The 26335-nt window shown below is 40.0% G+C and carries 25 protein-coding genes; 16 read left to right on the top strand and 9 right to left on the bottom strand.

The window, feature by feature from the left end:
• Nucleotides 1-162: 162 nt before the first annotated feature.
• The 5 genes from EV194_RS03135 to EV194_RS03115 form a co-directional block, all read right to left on the bottom strand.
• Entirely contained in the window at nucleotides 163-579 is a 417-nt protein-coding gene (locus tag EV194_RS03135) for a type II toxin-antitoxin system VapC family toxin (protein ID WP_132431983.1), read from the bottom strand.
• Nucleotides 576-827, bottom strand: a complete 252-nt coding sequence (locus tag EV194_RS03130; RefSeq protein WP_132431981.1) for a DUF6364 family protein — start codon at nucleotides 825-827, stop codon at nucleotides 576-578. Before EV194_RS03130 ends, EV194_RS03135 begins: the two co-directional genes overlap by 4 nt.
• A 536-nt stretch (nucleotides 828-1363) precedes the next feature.
• Nucleotides 1364-1537, bottom strand: a complete 174-nt coding sequence (locus tag EV194_RS17185) for a polysaccharide deacetylase family protein (RefSeq protein ID WP_132431979.1) — start codon at nucleotides 1535-1537, stop codon at nucleotides 1364-1366.
• A gap of 53 nt (nucleotides 1538-1590) precedes the next feature.
• Complete coding sequence (locus EV194_RS03120) at nucleotides 1591-1854, bottom strand: polysaccharide deacetylase family protein (protein ID WP_262708643.1); 264 nt, start codon at nucleotides 1852-1854, stop codon at nucleotides 1591-1593.
• Nucleotides 1855-1965: 111 nt separating this feature from the next.
• Entirely contained in the window at nucleotides 1966-4863 is a 2898-nt protein-coding gene (locus EV194_RS03115; RefSeq protein WP_165921782.1) for a glycosyl hydrolase 115 family protein, read from the bottom strand.
• Nucleotides 4864-5428: 565 nt separating this feature from the next.
• Between EV194_RS03115 and EV194_RS03110 the strand changes: the two genes are divergently transcribed.
• From EV194_RS03110 to EV194_RS03075, 8 genes are all read left to right on the top strand, one after another.
• A complete protein-coding gene (locus tag EV194_RS03110) occupies nucleotides 5429-6298 on the top strand; it encodes a cell division protein FtsX (protein WP_132431973.1) in 870 nt (289 codons plus the stop codon).
• A gap of 14 nt (nucleotides 6299-6312) precedes the next feature.
• The gene (locus EV194_RS03105; protein ID WP_132431971.1) at nucleotides 6313-6594 is read left to right on the top strand and encodes a DUF3098 domain-containing protein; all 282 of its coding nucleotides are present in this window, start codon (nucleotides 6313-6315) and stop codon (nucleotides 6592-6594) included.
• Between the two features lie 77 nt (nucleotides 6595-6671).
• Entirely contained in the window at nucleotides 6672-7484 is an 813-nt protein-coding gene (locus tag EV194_RS03100; protein WP_132431969.1) for an undecaprenyl-diphosphate phosphatase, read from the top strand.
• Between the two features lie 13 nt (nucleotides 7485-7497).
• The gene (gene truB / locus EV194_RS03095; protein WP_132431967.1) at nucleotides 7498-8235 is read left to right on the top strand and encodes a tRNA pseudouridine(55) synthase TruB; all 738 of its coding nucleotides are present in this window, start codon (nucleotides 7498-7500) and stop codon (nucleotides 8233-8235) included.
• Between the two features lie 181 nt (nucleotides 8236-8416).
• Nucleotides 8417-9466, top strand: a complete 1050-nt coding sequence (gene queA / locus EV194_RS03090) for a tRNA preQ1(34) S-adenosylmethionine ribosyltransferase-isomerase QueA (protein ID WP_132431965.1) — start codon at nucleotides 8417-8419, stop codon at nucleotides 9464-9466.
• A 178-nt stretch (nucleotides 9467-9644) separates the two neighbouring features.
• Nucleotides 9645-10520, top strand: coding sequence for a universal stress protein (locus EV194_RS03085; RefSeq protein WP_132431963.1), 876 nt, complete (start codon nucleotides 9645-9647; stop codon nucleotides 10518-10520).
• 95 nt (nucleotides 10521-10615) lie between these two features.
• Nucleotides 10616-11665: a 6-phosphofructokinase gene (locus tag EV194_RS03080; RefSeq protein WP_243699311.1), complete on the top strand. Its 1050-nt coding sequence runs from the start codon at nucleotides 10616-10618 to the stop codon at nucleotides 11663-11665.
• Nucleotides 11666-11668: 3 nt separating this feature from the next.
• Nucleotides 11669-12373 (top strand): phosphoadenylyl-sulfate reductase, encoded by a 705-nt coding sequence (locus tag EV194_RS03075; protein WP_132431961.1) that lies wholly within the window; start codon nucleotides 11669-11671, stop codon nucleotides 12371-12373.
• Between the two features lie 3 nt (nucleotides 12374-12376).
• On the opposite strand, the gene EV194_RS03070 is transcribed toward EV194_RS03075, so the two are convergent.
• The 3 genes from EV194_RS03070 to EV194_RS03060 all read right to left on the bottom strand — a co-directional run bounded on the left by EV194_RS03070 (nucleotide 12377) and on the right by EV194_RS03060 (nucleotide 14847).
• Nucleotides 12377-12652 (bottom strand): DUF4834 family protein, encoded by a 276-nt coding sequence (locus tag EV194_RS03070; RefSeq protein WP_132431959.1) that lies wholly within the window; start codon nucleotides 12650-12652, stop codon nucleotides 12377-12379.
• Between the two features lie 94 nt (nucleotides 12653-12746).
• On the bottom strand, nucleotides 12747-14387 hold the full coding sequence (locus EV194_RS03065; RefSeq protein WP_132431957.1) for a S41 family peptidase: 1641 nt from the start codon (nucleotides 14385-14387) through the stop codon (nucleotides 12747-12749).
• A gap of 28 nt (nucleotides 14388-14415) precedes the next feature.
• Entirely contained in the window at nucleotides 14416-14847 is a 432-nt protein-coding gene (locus tag EV194_RS03060; protein ID WP_132431955.1) for a deoxycytidylate deaminase, read from the bottom strand.
• A 138-nt stretch (nucleotides 14848-14985) separates the two neighbouring features.
• Between EV194_RS03060 and EV194_RS03055 the strand changes: the two genes are divergently transcribed.
• From EV194_RS03055 to EV194_RS03020, 8 genes are all read left to right on the top strand, one after another.
• Nucleotides 14986-16581, top strand: a complete 1596-nt coding sequence (locus tag EV194_RS03055; RefSeq protein WP_132431953.1) for an aspartate:alanine exchanger family transporter — start codon at nucleotides 14986-14988, stop codon at nucleotides 16579-16581.
• A gap of 141 nt (nucleotides 16582-16722) precedes the next feature.
• Nucleotides 16723-18438 (top strand): S41 family peptidase, encoded by a 1716-nt coding sequence (locus EV194_RS03050; RefSeq protein ID WP_132431951.1) that lies wholly within the window; start codon nucleotides 16723-16725, stop codon nucleotides 18436-18438.
• Nucleotides 18439-18620: 182 nt separating this feature from the next.
• Nucleotides 18621-19061, top strand: coding sequence for a hypothetical protein (locus tag EV194_RS03045; protein ID WP_132431949.1), 441 nt, complete (start codon nucleotides 18621-18623; stop codon nucleotides 19059-19061).
• Nucleotides 19062-19474: 413 nt separating this feature from the next.
• Nucleotides 19475-20104 (top strand): 5-bromo-4-chloroindolyl phosphate hydrolysis family protein, encoded by a 630-nt coding sequence (locus EV194_RS03040; RefSeq protein ID WP_132431947.1) that lies wholly within the window; start codon nucleotides 19475-19477, stop codon nucleotides 20102-20104.
• Complete coding sequence (locus tag EV194_RS03035; RefSeq protein WP_132431945.1) at nucleotides 20101-21192, top strand: toxic anion resistance protein; 1092 nt, start codon at nucleotides 20101-20103, stop codon at nucleotides 21190-21192. Before EV194_RS03040 ends, EV194_RS03035 begins: the two co-directional genes overlap by 4 nt.
• A 185-nt stretch (nucleotides 21193-21377) precedes the next feature.
• Nucleotides 21378-22052 (top strand): NfeD family protein, encoded by a 675-nt coding sequence (locus EV194_RS03030; protein WP_132431943.1) that lies wholly within the window; start codon nucleotides 21378-21380, stop codon nucleotides 22050-22052.
• A gap of 195 nt (nucleotides 22053-22247) precedes the next feature.
• Entirely contained in the window at nucleotides 22248-23579 is a 1332-nt protein-coding gene (locus tag EV194_RS03025) for an SPFH domain-containing protein (protein WP_132431941.1), read from the top strand.
• The gene (locus EV194_RS03020) at nucleotides 23576-24871 is read left to right on the top strand and encodes an SPFH domain-containing protein (protein ID WP_132431939.1); all 1296 of its coding nucleotides are present in this window, start codon (nucleotides 23576-23578) and stop codon (nucleotides 24869-24871) included. Before EV194_RS03025 ends, EV194_RS03020 begins: the two co-directional genes overlap by 4 nt.
• Before the next feature lie 44 nt (nucleotides 24872-24915).
• Here EV194_RS03020 and EV194_RS03015 read toward each other — a convergent pair whose 3' ends face one another.
• On the bottom strand, nucleotides 24916-26109 hold the full coding sequence (locus tag EV194_RS03015) for a M24 family metallopeptidase (RefSeq protein WP_132431937.1): 1194 nt from the start codon (nucleotides 26107-26109) through the stop codon (nucleotides 24916-24918).
• Nucleotides 26110-26335: the final 226 nt, after the last annotated feature.

Below are 26335 nucleotides of genomic sequence, written 5' to 3'. Positions count from 1 at the left end.
AAAAACTTAAACCATAATTTATCAAATATCCGGTTGCGTATATGAAACCTTTAGGTTTGCGGGTGTCATCATTGTCTACCATTGTAAAAGTTCGAGCGGGGCAGAATGCTTATCGTAAATGCCTAGCCCCCTATGTTTTATGTACGATGTTAGCAACTGGCTTTATTCAAGCGTTTCAATAAATTGTTTAGCTGTCATTGTCGGCAATTTTGAATTTTTGAAATCTTTAAGATTTCTAGTAATAATCAATTCTTGCTCGTCTTCAATTGCTGTAAAGTATTGAAGTGCATCTTCAAAATCTGAAAAAGTCTCGTCATTTAAAGCCAATCCAATAATTTTATCATCTAATGGCAAAACTTTAAGTATCAACCTAAGCTTCCTCAAAACCGATTTCGCTTTATTCGAATCCATTTGTCTCAACAATGCATAACTGGTATTTGCAATAGTCAAGGATGAAACTGATAATTCGACTTGCTTTTTATCTGCAAGAGAAAATAATTCTGCGGCTTCTTCAAAAAAGGGGACTCTCCTTGATAATAAATCAATTACAATATTTGTATCAACGAATAGTTTTTTCATTTATACTTTTCCTCCAAAAAAACACGGTATTCTTTTTTGTAATCAAAGTCAGCAGGCAAATTAATCACACCGCTCAAACTCTCAACAAGAGGAGTAATTGGAATCTTTTTCTCTTCTTCTTTTTGCTTAGTAATACTATCAAGATAAGATTCAATCATCTTAGAAAGACTAATCCTATGACTGCGAGCATAATTTTTAGCTCTTTTGATAACATTATCATTTAGTCTCAATGTTAATTTCGTTTCCATAATTTTCACATTTAACTACGTACAAATATAACACATCAGTACGTCAAATGCAAGGTTTTCGTTCTAGGCTTGTTGCTAACGTAATCTTAATAAACAAAAAAATGCATGAAATACACAAAAAACACCCTCACAAAAAAGCTGTTCATTGATAATTGGAAAAATAATTTCCGATTAAGTACAGAGTCAACTTGTAAATAATCATTTTAATTTAAAAGAAATTCTTCCTGTCTCTCTTCAAACAACAGATAAACAGTAAAACCTACCTTCGGTGGATTTGATTTCTGCTCAAAAACGAATTAAATAGGTAAAACATATATTTCCGTTTAAGAATTGAACCTGCTGAGGCATTTCTGACCTCCATAGAAACTCGATGCTGGTGAAAAGGCGAGACATCCTTGACCAGACCGGATGTCCCAAAAGTTAATTTACAGCCCAGATCATTGTATAGCCTATCAAAAAAACCGTTTTGGCAATCCTTCATCTGAAAATGGAAAAGAAAAGTATTTCTCTGTTATTCCAAATTGTTCCTGTAAATACTAAAAGCAATCTAACACCTCCAGTTTTTGCTCTGCCATTGTCAAATTAAAGAAATGAGGATGGTTAACACTGTGTGCTCCAACATTGAAACCTCGCTTAATTAAATCAGAAACCTGTTCCCTGTTCATATAAGGCTGCTCCTTTTTAAGATAGTTAGCAATGTCGATATTCAATATAGAAACCAGGTTGTTGATGATATTAATCTGTGTATCGTCAAGTGCGTTGACTATATTTCACATCCCGAGGGAACATTTAAAGCCTTCGCTATTTTAAAAAGGACATCAACTCCGTTCTGCCCTTTAATTGATTCAATGACAAGACTGGATTTGAATCGATAAAACATCTTCTTATTATCAATAAAACCGGTATTAAGAAATATGGTTGCCGGTATTCCTTTCTTTTCAAGAATGGGAATCGTTTCATGATAAATCTCACTCAATCCGTCGTCAAAGGTTAAATGAAATATTTTTGATGCTGGTTTTCGCGATATTAAATTATGATAGAGATGCTCAATGCTTACAGGTTCATAATGTTTGCATAAATAATCTAAATCTTTGGAAAATTGGTTTACAGAACGGGGGGCGTATGCATTTCTGAATTGCTACCGTCCGATATACTTACTTTCAGGCGGCCCTAAGTATGAATCTCTTAAGCCTCCGGCATCGATTACAAATTTTTGAAAAACAATTCCGGTATCAATCATCCACAACCTAAGAGTTTGTTTTCCGGGCTCAGTGATGTGATGTCGGGTGGATTTAATTTTTATCTGGTCACCAACCGATTGCATCCACCAATCTGCATATTTATAATCGGGGACAATTTCACCTTCATTCATATTAATAATTTGCGGCTCCTCATCATTAATAGAAATGGCAAATTTCAAACCGCCCTGCTTTTTGAAATCCTGTGTTGGCGAAAGATATGCCTCAACAATGATCTCTCCTGCATCAAATAGTGTAAATTCATATTCCACCCTGGGAGAGTTCTCCCCAATGGATTGAGATGGAGAATTAAATGGCTCAATTATGATTGAGGAGCATTCACGACCAAGATTCGGTACAACAGTCCAGTAAAGTTCCTCTGAATCGAACTTATTGGTATAATTGGCCGCTCCTATTGAAACAACTCCATTGTTTTCCACAAACCCGTACGCCTTTGGCAAAACATTCCTGACAGGAACCTTTACCACATATTCCTTTCCGGCTCCTTTTATCAATATTTCTCCTACCGGGTTCCCATCTGGAACTTTATCCCAATCAATCGTTACATAAACCCTTTCATCGAACTCTATGCTGCCTCCTTTACCGGATAGTTTTATCCAATCGTTTTTTGCCTCAATGGAGTAGTTTAAAGTTCCTTCACCCATGTTGAATATCTCAACATAGTAATTCTGTTGATTATAGGGGTCAAATTTAGAAAAACTATCACTAAACGTTGGTTCTCCTTCAATACTGAAACCTGCCCATACAGGATTGGAGCCATACTCAACCTCAAACCCAAGTTGAGGGCTATCCGGTGTATGGATGTATGATACGGCCGGCATTATATTAGCCCGGGGATGATTCCAACTGGTATATCCAATGCGGTTCTGCGACATCATGTGGTTCCATTTGCCGTTTTCCAAATCTTCGTGAAACTGACGGGTCAGTTTGTCATCCTTGAAAAATAGATCTTTCACCTTATCCACATAAATGTTTGTGGAAGCACGTCCCTGAAAGGCATAAAGTCTGTTTTTTGCAGCTGTAACATAGAGTTCATTAAGGTTGCTGCTCATCTCAATTGGTGAAAGCACCAATTGATAAAATGCTGATTTATGCGTTTCAGGCATCTGTTCATAGATTTTCCTGCTTCTTTCCAATAACAATCTGAAATCATCAACAATCCGGTCTGCTTCCCTATAATTTTCGAGGCTGTAAATTTCCGGTGATAACATTTCATGGGTTCTGCGAGCATTATATTTTGTATAAAGCGCTATAAGCTCTGCAATATCATGTTTATGGGTATCTCCAAACTTCCGTTGTGCCCACTTTATGTAATAATTTGGGAGATCACCGGCCTGAATTGCTTCCGGATTCCATGCAAAATCAAGAAAAAAGCTGATGGGAAACTCCATGGGTTTGATGTCCCCCACATTGACCAACCACAACTCTTTAACACCAAAATCGTATGTAATTTTCATTTGCTCCCACACCCGCTCAATCTGGGTGACATTATGCCATCTGTATGAAACAGGTGCTCCAACATAATTGAAATGGTAGTACATCCCAAAACCTGCCTTATGATCCAGTTCATCCGCCTTAGGTAAAAGACTGACATTCCCCCAATTATCGTTACAAAGTAAAATAAGAACATCGTCATCAACGCGCATTCCCTGATCCCAATAATCCTGAACTTCTTTGTAAATTGCCCACAGCTGGGGTGTTTCATTGGCTGGTTTGCCAGTTACATCAGCTATGATTTCACGTTGATCGGCAATAATGGTCTCCAGTAGTTCAGTGGCTGTTTCATCTGTCATAGCCAAATCGCCATCACCGCGCATTCCAACTGTGACAAAAGTCTCATAATCTCCAATGCGTTCTACCCCTTCCCGCCAAAATTCCTGAAGATTTTCCTTATTGGTTTCGTAGTTCCAATCACCGCCATAAAAATGATTCCACTCGTTGTGTGCACGCATCATGGGCTCATGATGCGTAGTGGAAATAACAATTCCATACTCATCTGCAACCTTAGGATTTAAAGGGTCATCTACATAAAACATGGACGGAAGCCACATGGCCGGCCACAAGAAGTTGGCTTTGCTTCTTAACAGTAATTCATATACCGTGGCATAAAATTGATGATTCAAATCTCCGAAATTCTCAATAGCCCAATTTCTCAGTGCAGGAGCTTCATCGTTGATAAAAATGCCTCTGTACTTAACAACAGGTTCTCCATCAGTATAGGTTCCTGGTTTAATATATATTCTCTCTTTCTTCTTAATTGGAACGTCGGCCCAGTAGTACCATGGTGAAACACCTATTTTTTCAGAAATATCATAGATGCCAAAAACAGTTCCCCTTCTGTCGCTTCCGGCGATAATCAGCGCATTCTCTATCCCGGGAAAAGGATTTTCAACTGTTTTTATGATGAATTTTTCCCATTTTCCATCTAGCTCTTGTTTGTTAATAACCCCTCGTGCAACCAAATCATCAATCAACTTGCTTTGGCCTAATGTCCCGGCAATGACTGCATATTTTGCAGAAGAAATCTCATCATATTTCAATTCCGGTTTTCTTCCGGTTACCCTGTATATATCCATCTGCAAATCACCAAACGCTCTGGTAACTGCCGGAAAATCATCGGAGTTAACCAACAAGGATGCTGTATTTTCCAAATCGGTTAAAACAAAATATCCCGACCCCTTTTTCTCAGATACATAATAATTATTTTCAGCCATCCCTGTAATTACAGAACAGGTCAGCAAACCAAACAAAAGAGTAGTGGACAATAATTTCATCATAAAAAGCTTTAGTGTTAACATCAAACATCTAAATAACACGCTGATGCGTTTGCACCATTAGCACCAAACAACGCATTTTGAACAATTTAGAAAGCTAAAATAATTGAAATGATTTACAATTATTCGATAATTATAAGAAAATTAAAAATCTCCACTGGCCGACTAATTAATATAGATTTCTCGCATTGCTCTAAATGACAAAACTTTCAGGAAGCTAAAACGGTTTAGGGAGTGATGGCGGCTTCGCCGCCATCACCCCCTAAACTCTCACAACGTAACAGCCTGTCATTTCGAGCGAAGCGAGAAATCTATTGCATGAATATCATAACAAAAAAGCTTAGCCGGGCAATAGTTACTTAAAAAACACATCATTATGCAGATTTTCGTTAGTGCACACGTGTGCACTAACGAAAATCTGCACAAGCCATTACCTATGATTCCACAATTTTAACCTAATTTAAGATGAATCCAAGGCTGTTATTTCTTGAATGTTACCGCAATTATACTATATTTGCGACTAATTTGAGATGAGTATGTCCTTTTGTGATCAAAACGGGTAAAAAATATGAGTAGTTCCATTGCCAGGAGAAAATTGCGGAGTTCTTATGCCACCACCATAATCAGTATTTCACTGGTTCTGTTTTTGCTTGGCATCATCGGATTCCTGTTTCTCAACGCCAACAGGCTTTCTACCTATATCAAGGAAAATCTTGGTTTTACCGTCCTGATAAATGATAATGCCCGCGAAGCTGAAGTTGTGCGGCTTCAGACCATCTTAAATGCAGCTCCCTATGTTAGGGTGGCCGAATACATCAACAAAGACCAGGCAGCCGACGCACTTAGAGAGGAGTTGGGCGAAGATTTTGTTGAATTCCTGGGTTATAACCCGCTTTTGGCATCCATTGAAGTTAAATTGGCCGCTCAGTGGGCCAATCCTGATAGCATGGCTCGCATCGAGGCTCAAATCATGAGCTTCCCGCAGGTAAAAGAGGTTTATTACCAAAAAAACCTGTTGGATGCCATCAACGAGAACATACGGAAAATTACCATGGTGCTTGGTGTTTTCAGCCTTTTGCTGATGGTCATCAGTATTGCACTTATCAACAACACCATCAGGCTGTCTGTATACTCAAAGCGATTTTTAATAAAAACCATGCAGCTGGTAGGAGCCACAAAGGGATTTATCCGGCGGCCGTTTTTATGGAAAAGCCTGCTTCATGGTCTGGCCGGCTCAACGGTGGCCATTGTGTTGTTGTCACTCATGATTTACGGCCTCAGCAACGAACTGGACGGAGTCATTGGATTTTCCAATATCCTGCTAATAGGTTTACTGTTTTTAATTGTCATCATATTAGGGTTGATGATTACGTTCATCTCAACATTTTTTGCAGTTAACAAATACCTGAGGCTAAAAACCGATCAACTCTATTATTGAAAAAACCGGAAGACATGTCGAAAAAAGAGAGTTTAAAAAAAGAGAAAACAGCCGGCAAACTTGAGATGCCGCTGGATAAAGAAAACTACAAGTATCTGGCCATTGCTTTTGGCCTCATCGTTCTTGGTTTCATAATAATGACCGGAGGAGGAAGCGACGATCCGAATGTTTTTAGTGACAAAATATTTGACTTCAGAAGAGTTACTTTAGGCCCCATGACCGCTTTGGCAGGTTTTGTTTTTGCCATTTATGCCATCATGAAAAAACCTGAGGTGGATAAGAAAAAGAAAAAATAAATTCTACACAGTCTTAAATGAACACCTACGTGTTCATTTAATGACATCATTATCTAAAACCACAAAGTACTCATTTTATGAATTGGATTGAAGCGCTCATACTTGGCATCATTCAAGGTTTAACAGAATTTTTACCGGTAAGCAGCAGTGGTCATTTAGAACTGGGAAAACATCTACTTGGGGTTGAAACCACAGAAAATCTCTATTTCACCGTATTGGTACACGGCGCCACCGTGCTCAGCACATTGGTAGTTTTCAGACAGGATATTGCCAATCTTATAATGGGCTTGTTCCGTTTTAAGTGGAACGATGAGACCCAGTATATTTCAAAAATTGCCGTATCCATGATTCCCATTGCCATTGTTGGCCTCTTTTTTAAGGATCAGGTAGAAGCGGTATTTGATGCACCAAACATCCTGCTTATTGTGGGGCTTATGCTGTTGGTAACCGCCTCACTTTTAGCCTTTGCCTATTATAAAAAATCGGGAAACAGGGATATTTCCTATCGGGATGCATTTATTATTGGCATTGCTCAGACAATTGCAGTCATGCCGGGAATTTCCCGTTCAGGAGCCACCATTGCCACAGGCTTGTTGCTGGGCAACAAGCGCAGCGAAATGGCACGTTTCTCATTTTTGATGGTGCTGATACCAATTCTTGGGGAGAATTTTCTCAGCGTCATCAGCTCATTAAAAGAGACTCCGGCAAGCGATCCTGCTTTACAAGGGCTTGGTTTTGGAGTGCTGCTTATAGGATTTGTTGCAGCATTTTTAGCCGGATTATTTGCCTGTAAATGGATGATCAACATCGTGAAAAAAGGCAAACTTATTTATTTTGCCATCTATTGCGCCATAGTTGCTGCAATAGCTATAACAGGCAGTTTATTGTAGAAGGATTTATTGAATGGAAAACATCAGGGTATTTAATCCCGAAGAGAGCTATAGCGCCGAAGATTACAAGGAAGGAATCGTGCTGTTGATTGATAAACCACTCACTTGGTCATCATTTGATGTGGTAAACAAAATACGGATTCTTTTCAGAACCCATCTGGGAATCAGAAAAATAAAAGTGGGACATGCAGGAACTCTGGATCCGTTGGCAACAGGCCTGCTGGTATTGTGCACCGGTAAAGCAACCAAACAGATTCCCATGTTTACCGGAATGGATAAGGAGTACGTAGCGCATGTGAAATTTGGAGCCACAAGACCATCGTACGATCTGGAAACCGAAATTGACAGTAAATATGATTGCAGCCACGTTAGCGAGGCACTGGTAAAAGAAGCGTTGAAAAGTTTTTTAGGGAAGCAATTACAAACGCCCCCTCTTTTTTCAGCCATAAAAGTTAACGGACAAAGAGCGTATGAGCATGCCCGTAAGGGTAAAGAGGTTGCCATGTCGCAGCGCGAAATTGAGGTTCATGAAATCGAACTGATAAGTTATAAGGATTCTGAAGCAGTTATTCGGATTGTATGTTCCAAAGGAACATACATACGTTCCTTTGCACACGATTTAGGCAAATCGCTTAACTCAGGTGCATACCTTTCGGGACTGGTGAGAACCGCCAGCGGTTCATTCAGAAACGAAAAAGCCATTGGCCCAAAGGAATTTGAAGAAAAACTGAAAACAAATTCATCTGTTTAATCGTATAACAGAAGTTTAGGGAGACAGAGCTTTTTCTGTCTGCTAAGAGTTATCATATACAGGGAGGATGTTCCTTATTGCCACTCTTATAGAGAAGGGCAATTAAACCATCAGGTTAATTATTCATCATTTATTATGAGCCATAATGCTCATAAATGTTTCATTTAACGATATTGTTGTAATGAAGTTATCAAAATTTAAGTACAAGCTGCCTGAAGAACTCATTGCTCTTCATCCCACACAAAACAGGGATGAATCCCGTTTGATGGTAGTTCACCGGGACACCGGTAAAATTGAGCACAAAATTTTCAAAGAGATCATCGATTATTTTAAGACCGATGATGTTTTTGTATTCAACGATACCAAAGTATTTCCGGCCAGATTATACGGAAATAAGGAAAAAACCGGGGCTGAAATTGAGGTGTTTTTGTTGAGGGAACTCAACACTGAGCAGCGCCTTTGGGATGTTTTGGTTGATCCTGCTCGGAAAATCAGAATTGGCAACAAACTCTATTTTGGAGATGATGATGCTTTGGTGGCTGAGGTGATCGACAACACCACATCGCGGGGTCGTACATTGCGTTTTCTATACGACGGATCGCACGAAGATTTTAAGAAAACCCTCTACAGCCTGGGTGAAACCCCTCTGCCAAAGTTCATAAAAAGGGAAGTTGAACCGGAGGACAGCGAACGTTATCAGACCATTTTTGCACGTAATGAGGGAGCTGTTGCTGCTCCAACCGCCGGTTTACATTTCAGCAGGGAGTTGCTTAAGCGCCTGGAAATAAAAGGAACCCATTTTTCCTATATCACACTTCACGTGGGTTTAGGGAATTTCCGGACCGTAGATGTTGAGGATCTGACCAAACATAAAATGGACTCAGAACAGATTCTGATTTCGGATGAGGCAGCCAACATCATCAACGCCGGAAAAGATCGCAAGAATAAAATTTGCGCCGTGGGAACAACGGTCATGCGAACTCTGGAAACCTCTGTCAGTACTTTTGGTCATGTAAAACCCTTTGAGGGTTGGACCAACAAGTTCATATTCCCGGCTTATGATTTTCAGGTGGCCAATTGCATGATATCCAACTTTCATCTGCCCTATTCAACGCTGTTGATGATGGTGGCTGCTTTCGGCGGATACGATTTGGTGATGAAAGCCTATAAAACCGCCGTTAAGGAAAAATACCGCTTCGGGACTTATGGTGACGCCATGCTGATTATTTAATCAGCATGCAACTATCATAAGCAGATGATAACAATTAATAAAATAGAGAATCGTACGTTTACGATTCTCTTTTTTATTTTTAAGGGTTCAAAGCATGATTCCGTAAGAAAAAAGTATTAAATTTCACCATTAAATGGGATTTTGCTCCCACAATAGCAGAAAAACCAAACAACCTGTTATGATAAAGATTCTGGTACCGGTAAACTTCTCCGAATACTCGCTTAACGCGTTGACCTTCGCACTGACGCTGGCCGAAAAATTTCCTGCGGGTATCTTTATTCTGCACTGCTTTTCAGAATATGTATCGTTGGAAGAGGAACCTCTAGTTGAGAAAGAGACACAGGAGTTTTATGATGCCAAGGCATCCATCGAGAAGCGAGATGAGGAATCAAGGGAAAAACTTAAAGAACTGACAGGAAACATCGTGAACTCCATGAATTCACTGCAAAACAAAAACATACAGCTGGAATACCGTTTCGAATATGGTTACCCGGAGGATGTGATTCCCCGAATAAGTAATAAGGAGTCTTTTGATGTGATTATAATGGGAACCAAAAGCAAAGGAGAAACCATAAAAGAGACATTGGGAAGCATCACAAGCGATGTGGTTCAAAAGGTAACAGCTCCTGTACTGGCTGTTCCGTCCCACTCAACCATTGACCTGACCCAATTGGGAAAAGTTCTGTTTTTAATTGAACTCAACGACCGGGACTACATCTCTCTTCACAGGTTGATCAGGCTGATTTCGCCGTTTCATACCGAAATAAGTGCTGTATATCATTCCACAGGAAAAGCAGACAAAAATGTGATACGTAAAATGGAGCAGTTGCGTACTTACTGCGACTGTACTTATCGAAATTACAACATCAATTTTGATATCATCACCGGTAAAAACTATTTAAAAACCCTTGAAGAGTATCTCACCGAAAACCCAACCCATCTGATTGCCATGACCCGTCGCAAACGAACACTTTTACGAAAAGTGTTCAGTCCATCGGTAACCAGGAAAATGCTCTTTAATACCGATATCCCATTGCTGATTTTTCATTCGTAAAACCTATAAAAAACAGAGCAGATTGAAAACAACATCGACTGCTAAATGGTTTAAAAATATATCGCCCTGATTATAAAAATATAAAACCAAAGAGTATGCGCAGTAAGAAAATGAGGGTAGGCATATTGTCTGCCGGTGGAGACTGCCCCGGCATAAATGCAGCCATACGCGGGGTTGGTAAAACAGCCATTGTTGAATATGGTATGGACGTTGTGGGCATAATCAATGGATTCAGCGGTTTGGTGGAAAAGCAAACCATATCGTTAAGCGAATCACAGCTATCCGGAATTTTGACCTTAGGGGGTACAATTCTCGGGACATCAAGGTTAAAGCCTTTTAAAGTGAACGAAGGAGAAGATCCGACGGTGATACCGTCGCTGATTAAGAAACATTACGAAGAACTTAAACTTGAGGCACTGGTCTGCATTGGAGGTAACGGCACTCAAAAAACCGCCGATTTGCTTGCTCAGGAAGGGCTTAATATTATTGGCGTTCCTAAAACCATCGATAATGACATTTGGGGAACCGATCTCACCTTTGGTTTTGATACGGCTGTACACATTGCCACCGAAGCCATTGACAGACTCCATACCACTGCCAATTCTCATAAACGGGTGATGGTAATAGAGGTTATGGGGCATCATGCCGGATGGATTGCATTGTATTCCGGAATAGCAGGCGGTGGGGACGTCATTCTGCTGCCAGAAATCCCTTACGACATGGAGCTGGTGGCCAAATGCCTGCTTGAGCGCAGCCATAAAAAGAAACCATATTCCATCGTGGTAGTAGGAGAAGGTATTTATAAGGAGGGCAAGAAAAAATCGGCCGGAGCATACATGGCTAAGCAGATTAAAAGAACCACAGGGCTGGAAACCCGGGAAACCATTCTGGGATACATACAAAGAGGCGGTAGCCCTACTGCAACCGACAGAATACTGGCTACAAGATTTGGCACATATGCCGCTCAAATGGTTCACAACAGGGAATTTGGTAAAATGGTGGCTTTAAAGAACGGCCTCGTAACAAGCGTTCCACTTTCGGAAGTGGGTGGAAAAACTCGTTTGATTGAACCGGATAACAAACTGATAGCAAAAGGTCGCAGTATGGGTGTATGTTTTGGAGACTGTACAAAAAAAAAGAAATAAACAATGCAAAAAGAAGAAATCGTAAAATTAAACGAAGAACTAAACTCAGCTAAGCCTCACGAGATTTTGGAGCGCATCTTAAGCCTTTTTGGCGCCAAGGTGGCACTTTCGTCAAGCCTTGGGGCAGAAGATCAGGTGTTGACCGATATGTTGCTTAAAATAGATGCGAACGCTCGGGTTTTCACCCTCGACACCGGTCGGCTGTTTTCTGAAACATATGACCTCATCGACCGCACATCGAGAAAGTATAAAACCAAAATTGAAATATTTTTTCCTGATAAAGATAAAGTTCAGGAGATGGTAAACAGCAAAGGGATCAACCTCTTTTATGAAAGCATAGAGAACCGAAAGCTTTGTTGTCACTTAAGAAAAATTGAACCATTGCAAAGAGCGTTTTCCAACCTTGATGCATGGATATGCGGTTTACGTGCCGGACAGGCTGTAACCCGAAGCGGGATAAATGTGGTGGAATGGGATGAAAACAATCAACTGGTAAAAGTTAACCCGCTTGCGCATTGGAGCGAAGAACTGGTTTGGGAGTATATTCATACCAACAAAGTTCCTTATAATACTTTACATGATAAAGGATTTCCATCAATTGGCTGCCAGCCATGTACCCGAGCCATTGAACCCGGAGAAGATGTGCGCGCCGGACGCTGGTGGTGGGAAAATCCCGACACTAAGGAGTGCGGGCTACATAAGAGATAAATCTTATTTTACCTCTTCAAAATCAACATACTCACCTGAAGAATCATTCATAAACGGCCGCGTTTTTCGCGGCTGTTGTTTTTTCTGGTGTGGCACCTGATCTACGGTAACCTTTCCTTCATTTCGTTTCTTCTGCTTTAAGTATTCCCGGTAGGCTTTCTCCTTTTGCTCCTCCATTTTCCTGATTCTGTTGGTCATGAAGATGGGTAAAAAAATGCGTCCTACAATTTTAAAAACGTAGTATATGATAATCAAAAACAGTAATACTTTAAATAACATCTCTATCCCTCCGGTTTTTACAACTGGTTCTTCTGTATATATAAAATAACTTCAGCACTTATAGTCCCCTAATATTCGTTACGAGAGTGCGGTACTAGTTCAGGCTTAACACTTCACGATCGTACCCGTTTCTGATATGATAAAGAGCAGCTCTGACAACCTCATCAATCTTATGAAATACAGGATAAAACCCTTCATTATCAAAGATATTCCTGGCAATATATGCATGAAGTTCCACTTCCAAACGCTCAGATGAACGTCTGAACTGTTCTTGATTGAACTGGACTCCTCTGCCACGTGCAAATTCGACCAATCCGCTTAACAAGTCCAGATTGGATAGGTATGCCACTAATGATTCAGCATTTTCGAATCTCTGAAGTTGCAACCTGTTGTTATCGGTATAATTTAGCGCATACTGATATATGACCCCACGATCGTGTAAACGGAAATAATATTCACTCAATTGTGTTGTGTCTCTGGGAATAAATACATCAGGCATAACACCCCCGCCACCGTATATGATTCTGCCTCCGCGTGTGAAAAATTCCAATGATTCATCCATTACAATGCTGTCTCGTTCAAAGAACTCACCGTGCTCAAATCTGGCCAAAATGTCCCGGTGGTAATCCTCAACACCATTTTCATAAGGTTTCTGGATACCCCGACCACTTGGCGTATAATACCTCGCAACAGTCAATCGAATGGCGCTTCTGTCGGGTAACGGAATTTGCTGCTGAACAAGCCCCTTCCCAAATGAGCGGCGTCCCACAACCAAGCCTCTGTCGTTATCCTGTATGGCACCCGCCATAATTTCGCTGGCCGATGCGCTGAATTCGTCGATCAAAATGGTAACTCCCACATCCTGGCAGGAGCCGGCTCCGTTGGCATAAATGTTTTGTCGCGGGTTATTCTTACCCTCAGTATATACAATTAAATCGCCCTTTGAAAGAAATTCGTTAATGATGCTGATGGCTACATCCAGGTATCCGCCAGAGTTTCCTCTTAAATCAATAATCACGCTTTGGCAGTTGTGCGCTTTTAATCTGGCCATGGCGGTAAGCATTTCCTGGTAGGTATTGCGTCCAAAACGACTGATTTTTATATAACCGATGGAATCGGTTATCATGTAAGAAACATCTACACTATATATGGGAATCATCCCACGAGTAATTTCAAAATCCAGCAACTCCTCGCGCCCCTGGCGTTTAATACCCACATTAACCTTGGTTCCCATTTCTCCCCGAAGCAATCGGACAACGTTATCGGTACTCGTGCTAACTCCAGCGATAATACTGTCATTAACTGTAATGATTCGATCGCCCGGAATGATCCCCAACTTCTCTGATGGCCCACCTGAAATCACACTGATTACCAACACCGTATCATTTTGCATGCTGAACTGTACGCCAATTCCGCCAAAATTTCCGTCCAACTCTTCGTTGGCTGCCTGTAGGTCTTCTTTAGGAATGTATACCGTATGCGGATCGAGGTTTTTTAAGATCTCAGGAATTACCTTTTCAATGAGCTCTTCCTTATTAATGGTATCAACATACTCTTGCTCAATGAGGTTAATTAATGCTTCCAGTTTATTAGATTGTGGATAAATAAACAACCGGTTGCTGCCGGTGGAAGAGGTTGAAGGCGTCCATATCCTGCCAATAAAAAATCCCAGGATCAAAACAAAAGCCAGAACAGCAGGAAGAATTATTTGCTTAAGGTTGTTATTATACTTCATTCCTTAAAATGGTTTAAAAAATTTAATTTCAGGGATGGATATGTACAATGTCCACTCCTGCTCTCTTTAATAATTGAATTCCGTCATCCACCCGATAATTCTCAGAAAAAACAACCCTGACAATACCAGCCTGTATGATCAGCTTGGCACACTCAATGCACGGCGAAGATGTAACATATAGAGTTGCTCCCTGGGAGCTGTTACCGCTTCTTGCCACTTTTGTAATGGCATTAGCTTCGGCATGCAATACATATGGTTTGGTTACATTGTTAACGTCTTCACATTCATTTTCGAAACCCGATGGCGTACCATTATATCCGTCACTGATGATCATTTTCTCTTTTACCAACAATGCGCCCACCTGGCGACGCTTGCAATATGAGTTTTGAGCCCATATGGCTGCCATGGCCAGGTATCTTTTATCAAGCAGCAATTGTTTGGCGTCTGCACCCTTTTCCATCCGGTATAAAGGTTAAAATTTACACAAATAACATACCAACAACAAAAATAACCATTAAAAATGGTAAAGTTAGATAAATCAAGTTACAAATTACCAATTATCTCTTAACTTTGCCCTCTTCTAAAATGCATGCATTCTATGGAACTGTTATCACAACCCTATTTCATCCTTTTTTTAATCATCTGTATAGGATTTGTCATCGGCAATATTAAAATTGCCGGTATTTCACTTGATATTTCGGCCATTATTTTCGTGGCCATCTTTTTTGGCCATCATGGGCTGGAAATTCCACCTATTATTGGCCAGCTGGGCCTTGTCCTGTTTATTTATACCATTGGAATGCAGGCGGGTCCGGGTTTTTTTGATTCGTTCAGGAAACAGGGAAGAACACTTGTCGTTCTGACCAGTATTGTCATCCTGTCGGCCTCGCTCATTACTTTTATTGCATGGTACTGGACCGGCATTGATATGGCTGTGGCCATTGGTCTATTAACAGGAGCCCTTTCGAGTTCTCCAGGTTTAGCAGCTGCAACAGATGCCATTGATTCTCCGCTGGTCTCCATAGGCTACGGTGTAGCCTACCCATTTGGCGTCATTGGGGTGATCTTGTTTATTAAACTTTATCCGAAACTTGTAAAGGCCGATATCAAAGCGGCTGAAGATGAGTTTGAGAAAGAGAGTCATTTTGAGTTTCCGGAAATAAAGAATCGCATATTCAGAGTTGAGAATGAGGCGATCATTGACCGAACCATTGCCGAACTTAAAGTTCGGTCCATGACAAATGCGGTCATTTCCCGCATTCAACATGGAGAAGAAACTATGATGCCTTCTCCTGATGTAAAACTACAAAAGGGCGACCTCATAAAAGCTGTTGGAACCGAAGATGCTCTTAAAAAGATAGAACTGCTGATTGGGCATGCCACCAATGAAGATATTCCCCTGCACAAATCCTATGAAGTGCAGTCGGTTTTAGTCACCAATAAAAGTGTTATCAATCAAACTTTAGGTGCATTCAACTTATGGTCAACCTATCAGGCTACAGTTACCAGGGTACGCCGAAGCGGAATTGATATCACACCTTCCCCGTCGCTGCGATTGCAAATGGGAGATAAATTGATGGTTGCCAGTAGCCATGATAATATGCAACAGGTTTTCCGAATTTTTGGAAACAATGACAAAAAGCTTTCTGATACAGATTTTTTCCCTGTTGCTCTGGGTATCGTTTTAGGAATTTTGTTGGGAAATCTGACTCTATCATTTGGCAATAGCAATGGATTTGAGTTTAATCCCGGATTAACCGGAGGTGTTTTAGTTGTGGGAATGATCTTAAGCCGAATTGGCCGAACAGGTCCAATCATATGGAGTATGTCTGGGGCAGCCACCCAATTGCTTCGACAATTGGGTTTGATGTTCTTCCTGGTAGAAGTTGGCACCAAAGCCGGAGCCAACCTGGAGGAGACTTTCACGACCTATGGATATAATCTGTTCCTGATTGGAGGTCTCATCACCCTGGTTCCCATGATTCTGGCTGTGATGATTGCAAAATTTTTGAAAAAAATGAATTTTCTTTCGCTTATGGGAACATTAACCGGAGCCATGACCAGTACACCCGGTCTTGCTGCGGTAGCTCCTATGACCGAAACCAATGCGCCAGCAGTTGCTTATGCAACAGTATATCCGGTAGCCATGGTATTGCTAATAATTTGTGTTCAGGTACTGGCTGTTTTTGGATAGAGATATATCCGTAATTAATTATAAATTTGCTACTTTAACGAACTAAACACTGCCTGACTTCATTTATTTTACTTTCAAACGAAGAAAAGGAATGAATTTTGACACAGTTTTTATCTTGTATTATATCAAAAACATCATAAAATGGATAAGAAGAGAGGATTAACAAAAAAAGGCTGGTTCATCACCATTCTTTTAAGTCTGATGATTTCAGTTGGCTTTATTGCTGCCAACACCGACCGTAGAAATTTTGAAATAGTCAAAAATCTTGATATTTTCTATACACTTTTCAGAGAATTGAATAGCTTTTATGTGGATGAGATTAATCCTGATGACCTAATCAAATCCTCCATTGATGCAATGCTCGAATCGTTAGATCCTTATACCACCTTTATCCCAGAATCGGAGATGGATGATTTTCGTTTTATGACGACTGGTGAATACGCAGGTATTGGTGCATTGATAACAAAGCGAGGCGATTTCGTTGTTGTTTCCGAACCTTATGAAGGTTTTCCGGCACAGGAAGCCGGCTTGCGTGCCGGCGACCGGATTCTGAAAATTGATGGAGATGATATGAAAGGGAAGCAAACTTCAGACGTTAGTGACAGACTCAAAGGGCCTGCCGGTACTGAAGTCAATGTTCTGGTGGAACGACCCGGAAAAAACAATCCAATCACCATTACCATTACCCGTCGCTCCATACAAATAAATCCCGTTCCCTATTACGGAATGTTGGATGATAAAACAGGAATCATCATTCTAAATAATTTTACCCAGAATTGCAGTCAAGAGGTTGAAAAGGCGCTTAAAGAGTTAAAGAAAAACGAGAACATGAGCCGCCTGATTCTTGATTTGCGTGGCAATCCCGGAGGATTGATGGATGAAGCCGTAAAAATCGCGAATCTGTTTCTTCCCCGTGGAAGCGAAGTTGTGAGCACCAAAGGAAGAGTGAGTCAATGGGATAAAACATATCGTGCGCCGCGTCAGCCAATTGATACCGTTATGCCACTGGCAGTGTTGATTAATCGGGGTTCGGCATCTGCATCAGAAATTGTTGCCGGAGCACTTCAGGATCATGATCGCGCTTTGGTCATTGGTCAGCGCTCTTTTGGAAAAGGATTGGTGCAAACCACCCGCAGCCTGGCATACAATTCAAGTCTAAAGGTAACAACCGCTCGTTACTACATACCAAGCGGAAGGTCTATTCAGGCTGTTGATTATGCCAACAGAAATGAAGATGGCAGTGTTGGTTTCATTCCGGACTCATTAATGCGGGAATTCTCCACCAGTGGTGGACGCATCGTGTTTGACGGAGGAGGCATTTCCCCGGATGTAATTGTTGATAGAGATCGATTTTCAAGCATTTCAATGGCTTTAATTGGACAACAAACCGTGTTTGATTACGCCACCCTGTTTGCTGTTAAAACACCATCTATTGAAAAACCAGGGGTTTTTCAAATCAGCGATGATCTTTACGCTGACTTTATATCTTACGTCACAGGTTTGGAAGATTTCAGATACGAGTCCCAATCCCAGAACCAATTCAGGAAGCTAAAAGAATCGGCTGAAAGAGAAGGATATTTTGACGTAAACAAAGAACTTTTCAGTGCGATGGAAGAGAATCTCCGACCAGATGTAGCCAGAGATTTGGGGACTTTCCGGGAAGAAGTTGAGGAACTATTAGCCATGGAACTTCTGCGCCGTTTCTATTACCAGAGAGGTGCCATCGTTCATAACCTAAAAACAGATAACGAAGTGGCAAAAGCCAAAGAAATTCTGTCGAATCCGGCCAAATACAACGACATGCTAAACGGGACTATTTTAACCCATGCAGGGGATAAAAGGGGGTCGAGAAACTAAACGCTAATTCTATAATTTACAGAAATACTAATTGATAAAGATATTACGTTATAGCGTAATATCTTTATTGTTTAAATAAATCACTAACTTAATCTGAAAAAACATGAGAAGCCTTATGACCCTAATCTTCTTATCAGTTATGACGATTAGCCACAGCCAGGACGAATTTATGATTGAAAATAATGGCTTTTAGAAGCTTTGCTTTTTATGATGGCAATACTGATAACCTACCAGCAACAGGATTTGGTTTTAAAATCAATAGAATAGTCTTTGGAACGGCAATAGCAGATAACAATCCATCATTTTCTTTGTTGTATAATGCCTTTGTAATAGAAACAACACCTGGATTTAGACAGATTTTCCAAATCGGCGCATCATTAATTTTTGCAGAATATGTGAATGTCTTTGGCGGACATTTAAACTTCAATCAATTATTACCGCTTATTCCAAATGCACCCTCTTCACTAAATGTGGGTGCTTCATTATACAAATACAATCAAACATTTAGTGGGTGGGGACTTTCAGCCAGTGAATATTCAAATACAACTCCAACAGTTACCTTTGGGATCAAACAGGCCATATTCTCGCACTTATTTATATATCCGGTATTTGGAGCATCATAAACAATTACTGAATTTGACAACTTCAAGATGTTCTCAGCTGGAATAAACATAAGATTTAATTGATTGAAATTTTCAAAAAGGTCATTACCACCAAAAGATCATTCGTGTTAAATAATATTTTTTAGATGCTGGGCGTAGTCGACTCTTCCACAGCAGGGTAAGAATTTAAACTTAAGAAAGCATCTTGCTAATTGCTTATTAAACAACAAAGCCATTCGATTTAGAACTACTAACACTTAGGAAATCATAAGAGCTTAAGGTATATTAGCATTAAATACTAATAAAAACACTGAACTGCAATTTTAACTGCTAAAGATGTGATGAAATCTGCTAAAGATTCACTATTTTTAAAAGGAAAATATTACTGGCTCTTACAAGCCAATTATAATTTGCAGATGAACAACCTTTAACCAATGATTAAAACTCAAAACAAAGAAAAAGAAGTCGCATCCAAAACCATTATTGGTGGGGGGTTGGCAACCATAAGTTTTTTGGTTTTATTTTTTGGCTTTAATCTTTCCATAATTTCCTCCGCCATATTAAGTACATTATCCTTTTTTATTGGTTACCATCTGGCCTCAAACAAAGAGTTCAAAAATGCGACAAAGGCTTTTAAAGCCAGAACTAACTATCAAAGTTCTGTTTTAAATAAGGCCTTCAGGAAGATTCAAATTGTTGAAGAAAAAGTTGTATTTATTAACGATCATGAAATTAAGTCAAAAATCAACTGCCTGGTGACAATTGGCTATAAAATCATTGATAACATCCGAAATCAGCCAGAAACCTTTCAGTCAGCAAAGCTCTTTTTTAATTATTATCTGGATGCCACTATAAAGATTCTGGATAAATATTTATCTCTTCAAAACGAAACACTGTATATTTCATCTGTAAGTGATTCTTTAATTAAGACCAAAGAACTCATTAACATCATGGATACTGCGTATAGAAAACAGCTGGAAAAACTTTATGATAAAGACATTCTTGAATTGGACATTGAATTAAAAGTTCTTGCAAACACAATCAAAATGGAGGGAATAAAATGACAAGCAATAATCCTGTACCTGCAAAAGACGTGCAATTAATAAAACTTGAGAACCTGAAACCTCAGGACCTTGAAAAAGCAACACAAATAGCATCAACTGTTGATATAAAAGACTCACAGTCGGTCATTCAATATGGAATAGGTGCTCAAAACAAGATTTCAGAATTTGCTGATTCCATCTTATCCAGCGTAAAGACCAAGGATGCCGGAGATATTGGCAATACCCTATCTGAACTAGGATTAAAGGTTAAAAGCCTGAAAGTCGAAAAAATTGGGACAAGCAACCCGTTGTCAAAAATCCCGGTCCTAGGGAATTTTGTCAACTCCATAAAACGTTTTATTAGCAGGTATGAGAAAATAAGTACTCATATTGAAAGGATTTCCAACGAGTTAGACACTGCCCGCATGCAGCTTATTAAAGACATTGCAATGCTTGATGCGCTGTATGAGAAGAATCTCTCCTACTTGATGGATTTAGATCTTTACATTGCGGCAGGGCAAATCAAGCTGCAACAAGTGTACGACAACGAATTACCGGCAATGGAACAAGCTGTGAAAGAATCAAATGATCCGGCTGATGCACAGCGGTTTCAGGATTACAAGCAGATGATTCATCGATTTGAAAAGAAATTACACGATCTTAAGCTCAGTAGAACCATTTCGATTCAGACTGCCCCTCAAATAAGATTGATACAGAATAATGATCAACTATTGGTTGAAAAGATTCAAAGCAGCATACTAAATACCATTCCATTATGGAAAAATCAGGTAGTTATTGCATTGAGCATATTCCGTCAACAGAGCGCCCTTGAACTTCAAAAAACCATTACACAAACAACCAATGAATTGATCTCGAAAAATTCAGAAATGCTCAAAGAGAGTTCCATTGAAACTGCAAGAGAAAATGAGAGGGGTATTGTGGAAATTGAAACATTGAAAAAGGTTAATGATGACCTCATTTCTACCATAGAAGAGACCATCGCCATTCAAAAAGAAGGAAAAACCAAACGAATACAGGCAGAACAGGAACTCGTGAAAATTGAACAAGAGCTGAAATCAAAACTTAAGGCTATAAAGAGCCAGGCATGAGAAACTCATGACTGTAGAAATTTAAAATGAACATTCTATCTCCTTAGTTAGATTTTAGGGTGCCCTTCTGATTACGTATTGTATAAAGGGAGTCAAAAGCAGGTTTGTCATCACTAAAAATTTATGAAAAGTCTAATTGTTAATTATAAACAGAGTTTATCTCATTCGTTACTTTAGGTTATATTATGGATCAACTTATTTACTTATATATTACAGCCGGGGTATTTGGTGCCGGAGTCATTCTTGTTGATTTCTTCACAAACGCTATATCATCTTTTCAAACCGGAGACGATGGCGAAGGCTCCTCCGACAGCGAAAGCAGCTATGATGATTCTGAAGGCTCAGATACACTTACTGATGCTTTGGATGATATTCCGTCTCACTCGTCAGGGAAAAACGGAGAAAAAGGTTCCATAATAATAGATTATAAAAAACGACACTCAGGTGTCGTTCTTGAATTTATACGTTTGCTACGAACGTTGGTCTATTTTTGTGCAGGTTTTGGTTTAACCGGCACCTTTGCCATTCTTACTAAAGAATCTGTAATTTCAATTCTGTTATGGAGTGTTTCAGTGGGTGTTATAACCGTTTTTCTATTTAAATTATTTAAGCGAATTCAACAAAGGAAACTTGATTCGAGCTTCTCAGACCATGAGTTAATAAATTTAAAAGGTGAAGCACTATTGCCCATCGAAGGAAGTTCGATGGGCAAAGTTCGGATCTTCTTTGGATCGCTCACGCTGGAACGATATGCCAGAACCATACCAGGCGAAGTCCCCATTAAAAAAGGAGACCTAATTCTCATTTGCAAATCGGAGCAAGATGTGGTCTATGTAAAGAAAATAGAAGAATTAAGCTAGGCCTTACTCCAATCCACAAACTAGGATTCATCTATGCTACAGGCAGATTGAAATATCATCATTCTTTAAACAGATAATTCGTTCTTGTTGAATTGGGATAAGGCTCTAATCATTTAATATTTCATATTTATAAACTTATACTTTAATATATTATACTATTTAATTTATTTTTTACTCTAACTTAAAATTACAATTATGGAAGAATTATTTGACCCTGCCAAAGGAGGAATTTTAGAAGGCATTATTGCCATTGTAAGCTTTTTTATTTTACTGGCCATATTAAAAGCATTTATAAAAGTAGCTCCCCCCGACAAACTGCTGGTAATCACCGGCCGTAAGCGAAAAGACAATGGAAAAACATTTGGCTTCAGTGTAGAAAGAGGCCGAAGCACAGTGATTCCCTATTTTCAAAGTGCTCAGTATCTTGATTTGCGTGTATTACCCATTAATGTGCAGGTTGACGGAGTAAACTCTGCAAATGGAATTACCGTTGGAGCCGATGCCACTGCGTGTGTTTGCATTGATGATGAAAAAAACTCAATGCTCTATTCAGCTGTAGAACGATTGATGGGAAAAGATGTTAATCAACTTCAGGAGCAAGTTCGACAAACACTGATAGGAAACTTTAGAGGGGCTCTTAACAAAGCAACCCCTCTGGAAGCCATTGGTATGCAGGAGAGCCATCATGACGAACAGGCACCGGGAACCAAAAAAAGTGAAGGTGAAAGAGCCCAATTCCGGAATGCACTGTTGGTTGATATCAACAGTGACCTTGCAAGTTTTGGGATGAAAGTTGTGTCAGTATCTCTTCAAAAAATATGGGATAGCTCCAACTATATTGGAAACCTTGCTCAAAAAACCCTGGCTGAAAAAAGACAGGAGGTAGAAATTGAGGAAGCGCGATTAAGAGCCATTGCTGAAAAAGCAGAATCAGACGCTAGAAGACGTGTAGAGATTGCTAAATCAAAGGCCAATGAACAAATCATTACGGCCAGAGAGAAAGTAGAACTATACAAGAAGGAGAGTGAAGCCAGCATTATTAAAGCAGAAGTAGAAGCCAACAATAACATTGAAGCTGCACGAAATAACGGTCTGAAAAGGATCGAAGAGTTAAATACCCAACTGAAAGAATTAAAAAACCAGACTGAAATACTAATTAAAGAAGAGGCTCAGAATGATGCCGCCATGATTCTCAGTCAGGGAGATAAGGAGTCTGTGAAAATCATTGAAAATGCAAAAAACAGAATCCTGAGTCAAAAGGTGGAAATCATTTCCAATGCAAAAGAGACCGGCTGTTCGGTGTTATTCCTGCAACAACAGCTTCCCCACCTATTCGAATCATTTAAAAAACACAGCAGTAATTTCTCTGTTGATTCATTTGTCCTTATGGACAATGAAAAAGGGTTTAGTGCTGCGGTGAACCGGGGGCCGGAAGCCTTTACAGGCTTCCTTGGAGAATTCGAAAAAGTAACCGGATTATCAATTAAAAGTTTTTTTGCAACATCAAATAAGGAGGTACAACAATGATAGTTTTCGTAAGTGTATTGCTTGGATTAATAATATTTACCCTATTGGTTCAGGTCGTTTCAAATATGCGTATAGTTGGAGGTAATGAACTGGGTATTATTTCCGGTGTGTCGGGGAAAAAAGGCTTCCAAATGATAAGTGGTGGAAGAATGTTCATCATTCCCCTCATACATAAATTTGCAAAAATGGATCTCACGCCACACACCATTGAGGTGGTTGTAGATTCTGCCATTGCGGAGGGAGTTGTTCCGCTTAATGTTAAAGCCACTGTAAGTTTTGCAATAGCTTCAAACCAGGCTGGCCGGGCGTTGGCCGCGACACGTATTCTTCACCTGATAAATCGTGAAGAGGAACTGAAACAGGTTGCCAGTAACATCATCGAAGGGCACCTCAGAGATTCCATTGCAACCATGACTCCCGTACAGGTCATGCAAGATAAAGACACATTGGTTGCAAAGATGATTAATGTGTGTAAAAATGATCTGGAAAATATTGGCCTGGAAATTACCACCATGAACATTGCCGATGTGGACGACCATCGCCTGAAAGGAGTTGAGGAGCCCGACCTCTATATTGCTCTTTTAAAACGCGTTCAAACGGTAAATGCCGAAACCAAAGCCAGAAAAGCCAAAGCCGAATCACGGGCCAATGCTGTTGAGCAGGAAGAAGCCAGAAAAGCCGAAGTTGAGGTGCGTAACATCGATAACCTTTATGAAGAGCTGATGGCCGAAACCAAGGTAAAAGTGATGAAGGAAAAACAGCGTGAAAAAGTTGGAATCGAGAAAGTTGTTCAAGACATCATGGCCAAAGAAGCCGGTCTGATTTCGGAAATTGAAGCTGAACGCCAGAAACTGGAAATGCTCAGACACAAATACAAAGCTGAAATCATTACGCCAGCTCAGGCAGAAAAAGAGAGAATGATTCTGCAATCCAAACAAAAAGCTGCGGCCATTATTGGTAAAGCCGAAGGAGAAATCGAAGAACTCAGAGAAACCATTGAAATCATCAATAAAGACAAGGAAATAGGTAACAAAATTTACCTGATTGAAAACTTTGATTCTCTGATTAAACCCTTTGCAGAGACGCTGGACTTTTTCCCGGCCAAAAATGTATCGGTTATTTCCGGCATTGAAGGAAAAAATCAGGGTCCAATTTCTGCCATTCATCCAAATGCAATAGATGAAATGAGAAATAAACTAATTGAAAATGCAATGGGTGGTGCCGTCTTTCAAAATCAGGCATTGAAAATGCCCGAAAAAACAGTTAACCAAGAACCATCTAAAGATGAATAATTATGAAAACGGGGAGCCTTACCGGCTCCCCGTTCTGTTTTCAATTACTCCACCAGCATTAATCCTTTATGGTCACCGGTTATACATCTACCTCCGGAAGATGATACCACGAAGCTGTTTTCAATGCCAACCATGCCAATGTTTTCAATGCCTTTTTTGGGCTCAACGGCAAACACCATATTTTTCACAAGCGGTTCGTTAAAACCATTGGCAATAACAGGCAATTCATCAACCGTTAAACCAATGCCATGCCCTAAAAACTTAACCTGCCGAGTTCCAAATCCCATGAAATTATTTAAAAACTCCGGCTCAATTTCAGACATGATTGTCTCGTATATATCTGCGGGAGTGTTTCCGGGTTTTAACATCCCGGCAACGTGGTTTTGAATCTCCACACATCGATGATGAATATCTATTGCAAATTGTGGTAAAGGCTTTCCAAACACATAAGTCATGGTTTTATCTGTATGATAACCATTGACACCCACCGCTGCATCCACAAAAACCAGGTCGCCTTGCTTTAGCCGCCGGTGCCGGCTTCCCAAGGACGGCGATGCCGGACTAAGACCCAATTGTCCTCCCGGACCATTGAAATTGGTCGGATATAAAGAGTTATCACCAAAAGCAATCTGTCCCACAGCAATTTCTGTATCAAACATATTGAAACGAGCCACGCCCTGATGTCCCTCCTCAATCATCACCTGATATAATTTACCGGCGAGTTCTGCTTCGGTCATTCCCTCTCGCAGCAATAAAGGTACCCGCTCCTCGAGAATTTTACGATGCATTTTTCCGGATGCTTCCATATTGGAAATCTCCCATTCACTTTTTACCGCCCTTGTCATGGCCAACTGAAAATCCAACGATTGAACCTCCGAAAACGGGAAGTATTTCCTAAACCGTTGATACATAGCCAAAGGAACAAACTCCGTTTCAAGGTGAACCGTACCGGTTGGAGTTTTATACGCTGCTGCTGCGTCGCGGTAGCTGTCCATGGGCTTGATGTTATGAAAGAGAGATTCATCCACTGTTCTTTCGTAACTTCTTCTTGCCCACAGGGTGCTTTCCCCATCTTTTTCAATGATTAACATGCCTTCCGGCATTGAGCCGGTGAAATAGAGAAGATTGATTTTACTAAAAATAACCGCACATTGCCATTCTGGATGCTGCAAATCCATCATTGCCCTAAATCGCTGCATACGTGAGGTGAGTTCACTGACCGGCGTTTTAACGTTCATATCTATAAATATTTTATATTTACTTATATAAATGCACTTTAATATATTTTTATTAAAGCGTAGGTTTAATAATATTAAAAAAAGAAACACAATATAAATAAAAACAAAAAGGCAACAAAGCAAAGATGCAAAAGATACGGTATTTCAAAAATGATTTGATATTTAAGTTATGTTTTATACCTTTAAATATCAATTTTTTAACTCATTCTCTAAAACTAAACCAAAC

The sequence above is a fragment of the Natronoflexus pectinivorans genome, assembly GCF_004345615.1.
Classification (GTDB): Bacteria; Bacteroidota; Bacteroidia; order Bacteroidales; family Marinilabiliaceae; genus Natronoflexus; species Natronoflexus pectinivorans.
The sequence above is the reverse complement of the archived record's forward strand: the minus strand, read 5'-3'. Positions and strand labels throughout refer to the sequence as shown.

Coding starts and splice junctions, on each gene's coding strand:
- EV194_RS03130 (WP_132431981.1), bottom strand. CDS start 827: ATGGAAACGAAATTAACATTGAGACTAAATGATAATGTTATCAAAAGA.
- EV194_RS03045 (WP_132431949.1), top strand. CDS start 18,621: ATGGCTTTTAGAAGCTTTGCTTTTTATGATGGCAATACTGATAACCTA.
- EV194_RS03065 (WP_132431957.1), bottom strand. CDS start 14,387: ATGAAGTATAATAACAACCTTAAGCAAATAATTCTTCCTGCTGTTCTG.
- EV194_RS03050 (WP_132431951.1), top strand. CDS start 16,723: ATGGATAAGAAGAGAGGATTAACAAAAAAAGGCTGGTTCATCACCATT.
- queA (WP_132431965.1), top strand. CDS start 8,417: ATGAAGTTATCAAAATTTAAGTACAAGCTGCCTGAAGAACTCATTGCT.
- EV194_RS03025 (WP_132431941.1), top strand. CDS start 22,248: ATGGAAGAATTATTTGACCCTGCCAAAGGAGGAATTTTAGAAGGCATT.
- EV194_RS03035 (WP_132431945.1), top strand. CDS start 20,101: ATGACAAGCAATAATCCTGTACCTGCAAAAGACGTGCAATTAATAAAA.
- EV194_RS03015 (WP_132431937.1), bottom strand. CDS start 26,109: ATGAACGTTAAAACGCCGGTCAGTGAACTCACCTCACGTATGCAGCGA.
- EV194_RS03030 (WP_132431943.1), top strand. CDS start 21,378: ATGGATCAACTTATTTACTTATATATTACAGCCGGGGTATTTGGTGCC.
- EV194_RS03070 (WP_132431959.1), bottom strand. CDS start 12,652: ATGTTATTTAAAGTATTACTGTTTTTGATTATCATATACTACGTTTTT.
- EV194_RS03055 (WP_132431953.1), top strand. CDS start 14,986: ATGGAACTGTTATCACAACCCTATTTCATCCTTTTTTTAATCATCTGT.
- EV194_RS03115 (WP_165921782.1), bottom strand. CDS start 4,863: ATGATGAAATTATTGTCCACTACTCTTTTGTTTGGTTTGCTGACCTGT.
- EV194_RS03040 (WP_132431947.1), top strand. CDS start 19,475: ATGATTAAAACTCAAAACAAAGAAAAAGAAGTCGCATCCAAAACCATT.
- EV194_RS03110 (WP_132431973.1), top strand. CDS start 5,429: ATGAGTAGTTCCATTGCCAGGAGAAAATTGCGGAGTTCTTATGCCACC.
- EV194_RS03135 (WP_132431983.1), bottom strand. CDS start 579: ATGAAAAAACTATTCGTTGATACAAATATTGTAATTGATTTATTATCA.
- EV194_RS03105 (WP_132431971.1), top strand. CDS start 6,313: ATGTCGAAAAAAGAGAGTTTAAAAAAAGAGAAAACAGCCGGCAAACTT.
- EV194_RS03080 (WP_243699311.1), top strand. CDS start 10,616: ATGCGCAGTAAGAAAATGAGGGTAGGCATATTGTCTGCCGGTGGAGAC.
- truB (WP_132431967.1), top strand. CDS start 7,498: ATGGAAAACATCAGGGTATTTAATCCCGAAGAGAGCTATAGCGCCGAA.
- EV194_RS03020 (WP_132431939.1), top strand. CDS start 23,576: ATGATAGTTTTCGTAAGTGTATTGCTTGGATTAATAATATTTACCCTA.
- EV194_RS03060 (WP_132431955.1), bottom strand. CDS start 14,847: ATGGAAAAGGGTGCAGACGCCAAACAATTGCTGCTTGATAAAAGATAC.
- EV194_RS03085 (WP_132431963.1), top strand. CDS start 9,645: ATGATAAAGATTCTGGTACCGGTAAACTTCTCCGAATACTCGCTTAAC.
- EV194_RS03100 (WP_132431969.1), top strand. CDS start 6,672: ATGAATTGGATTGAAGCGCTCATACTTGGCATCATTCAAGGTTTAACA.
- EV194_RS03075 (WP_132431961.1), top strand. CDS start 11,669: ATGCAAAAAGAAGAAATCGTAAAATTAAACGAAGAACTAAACTCAGCT.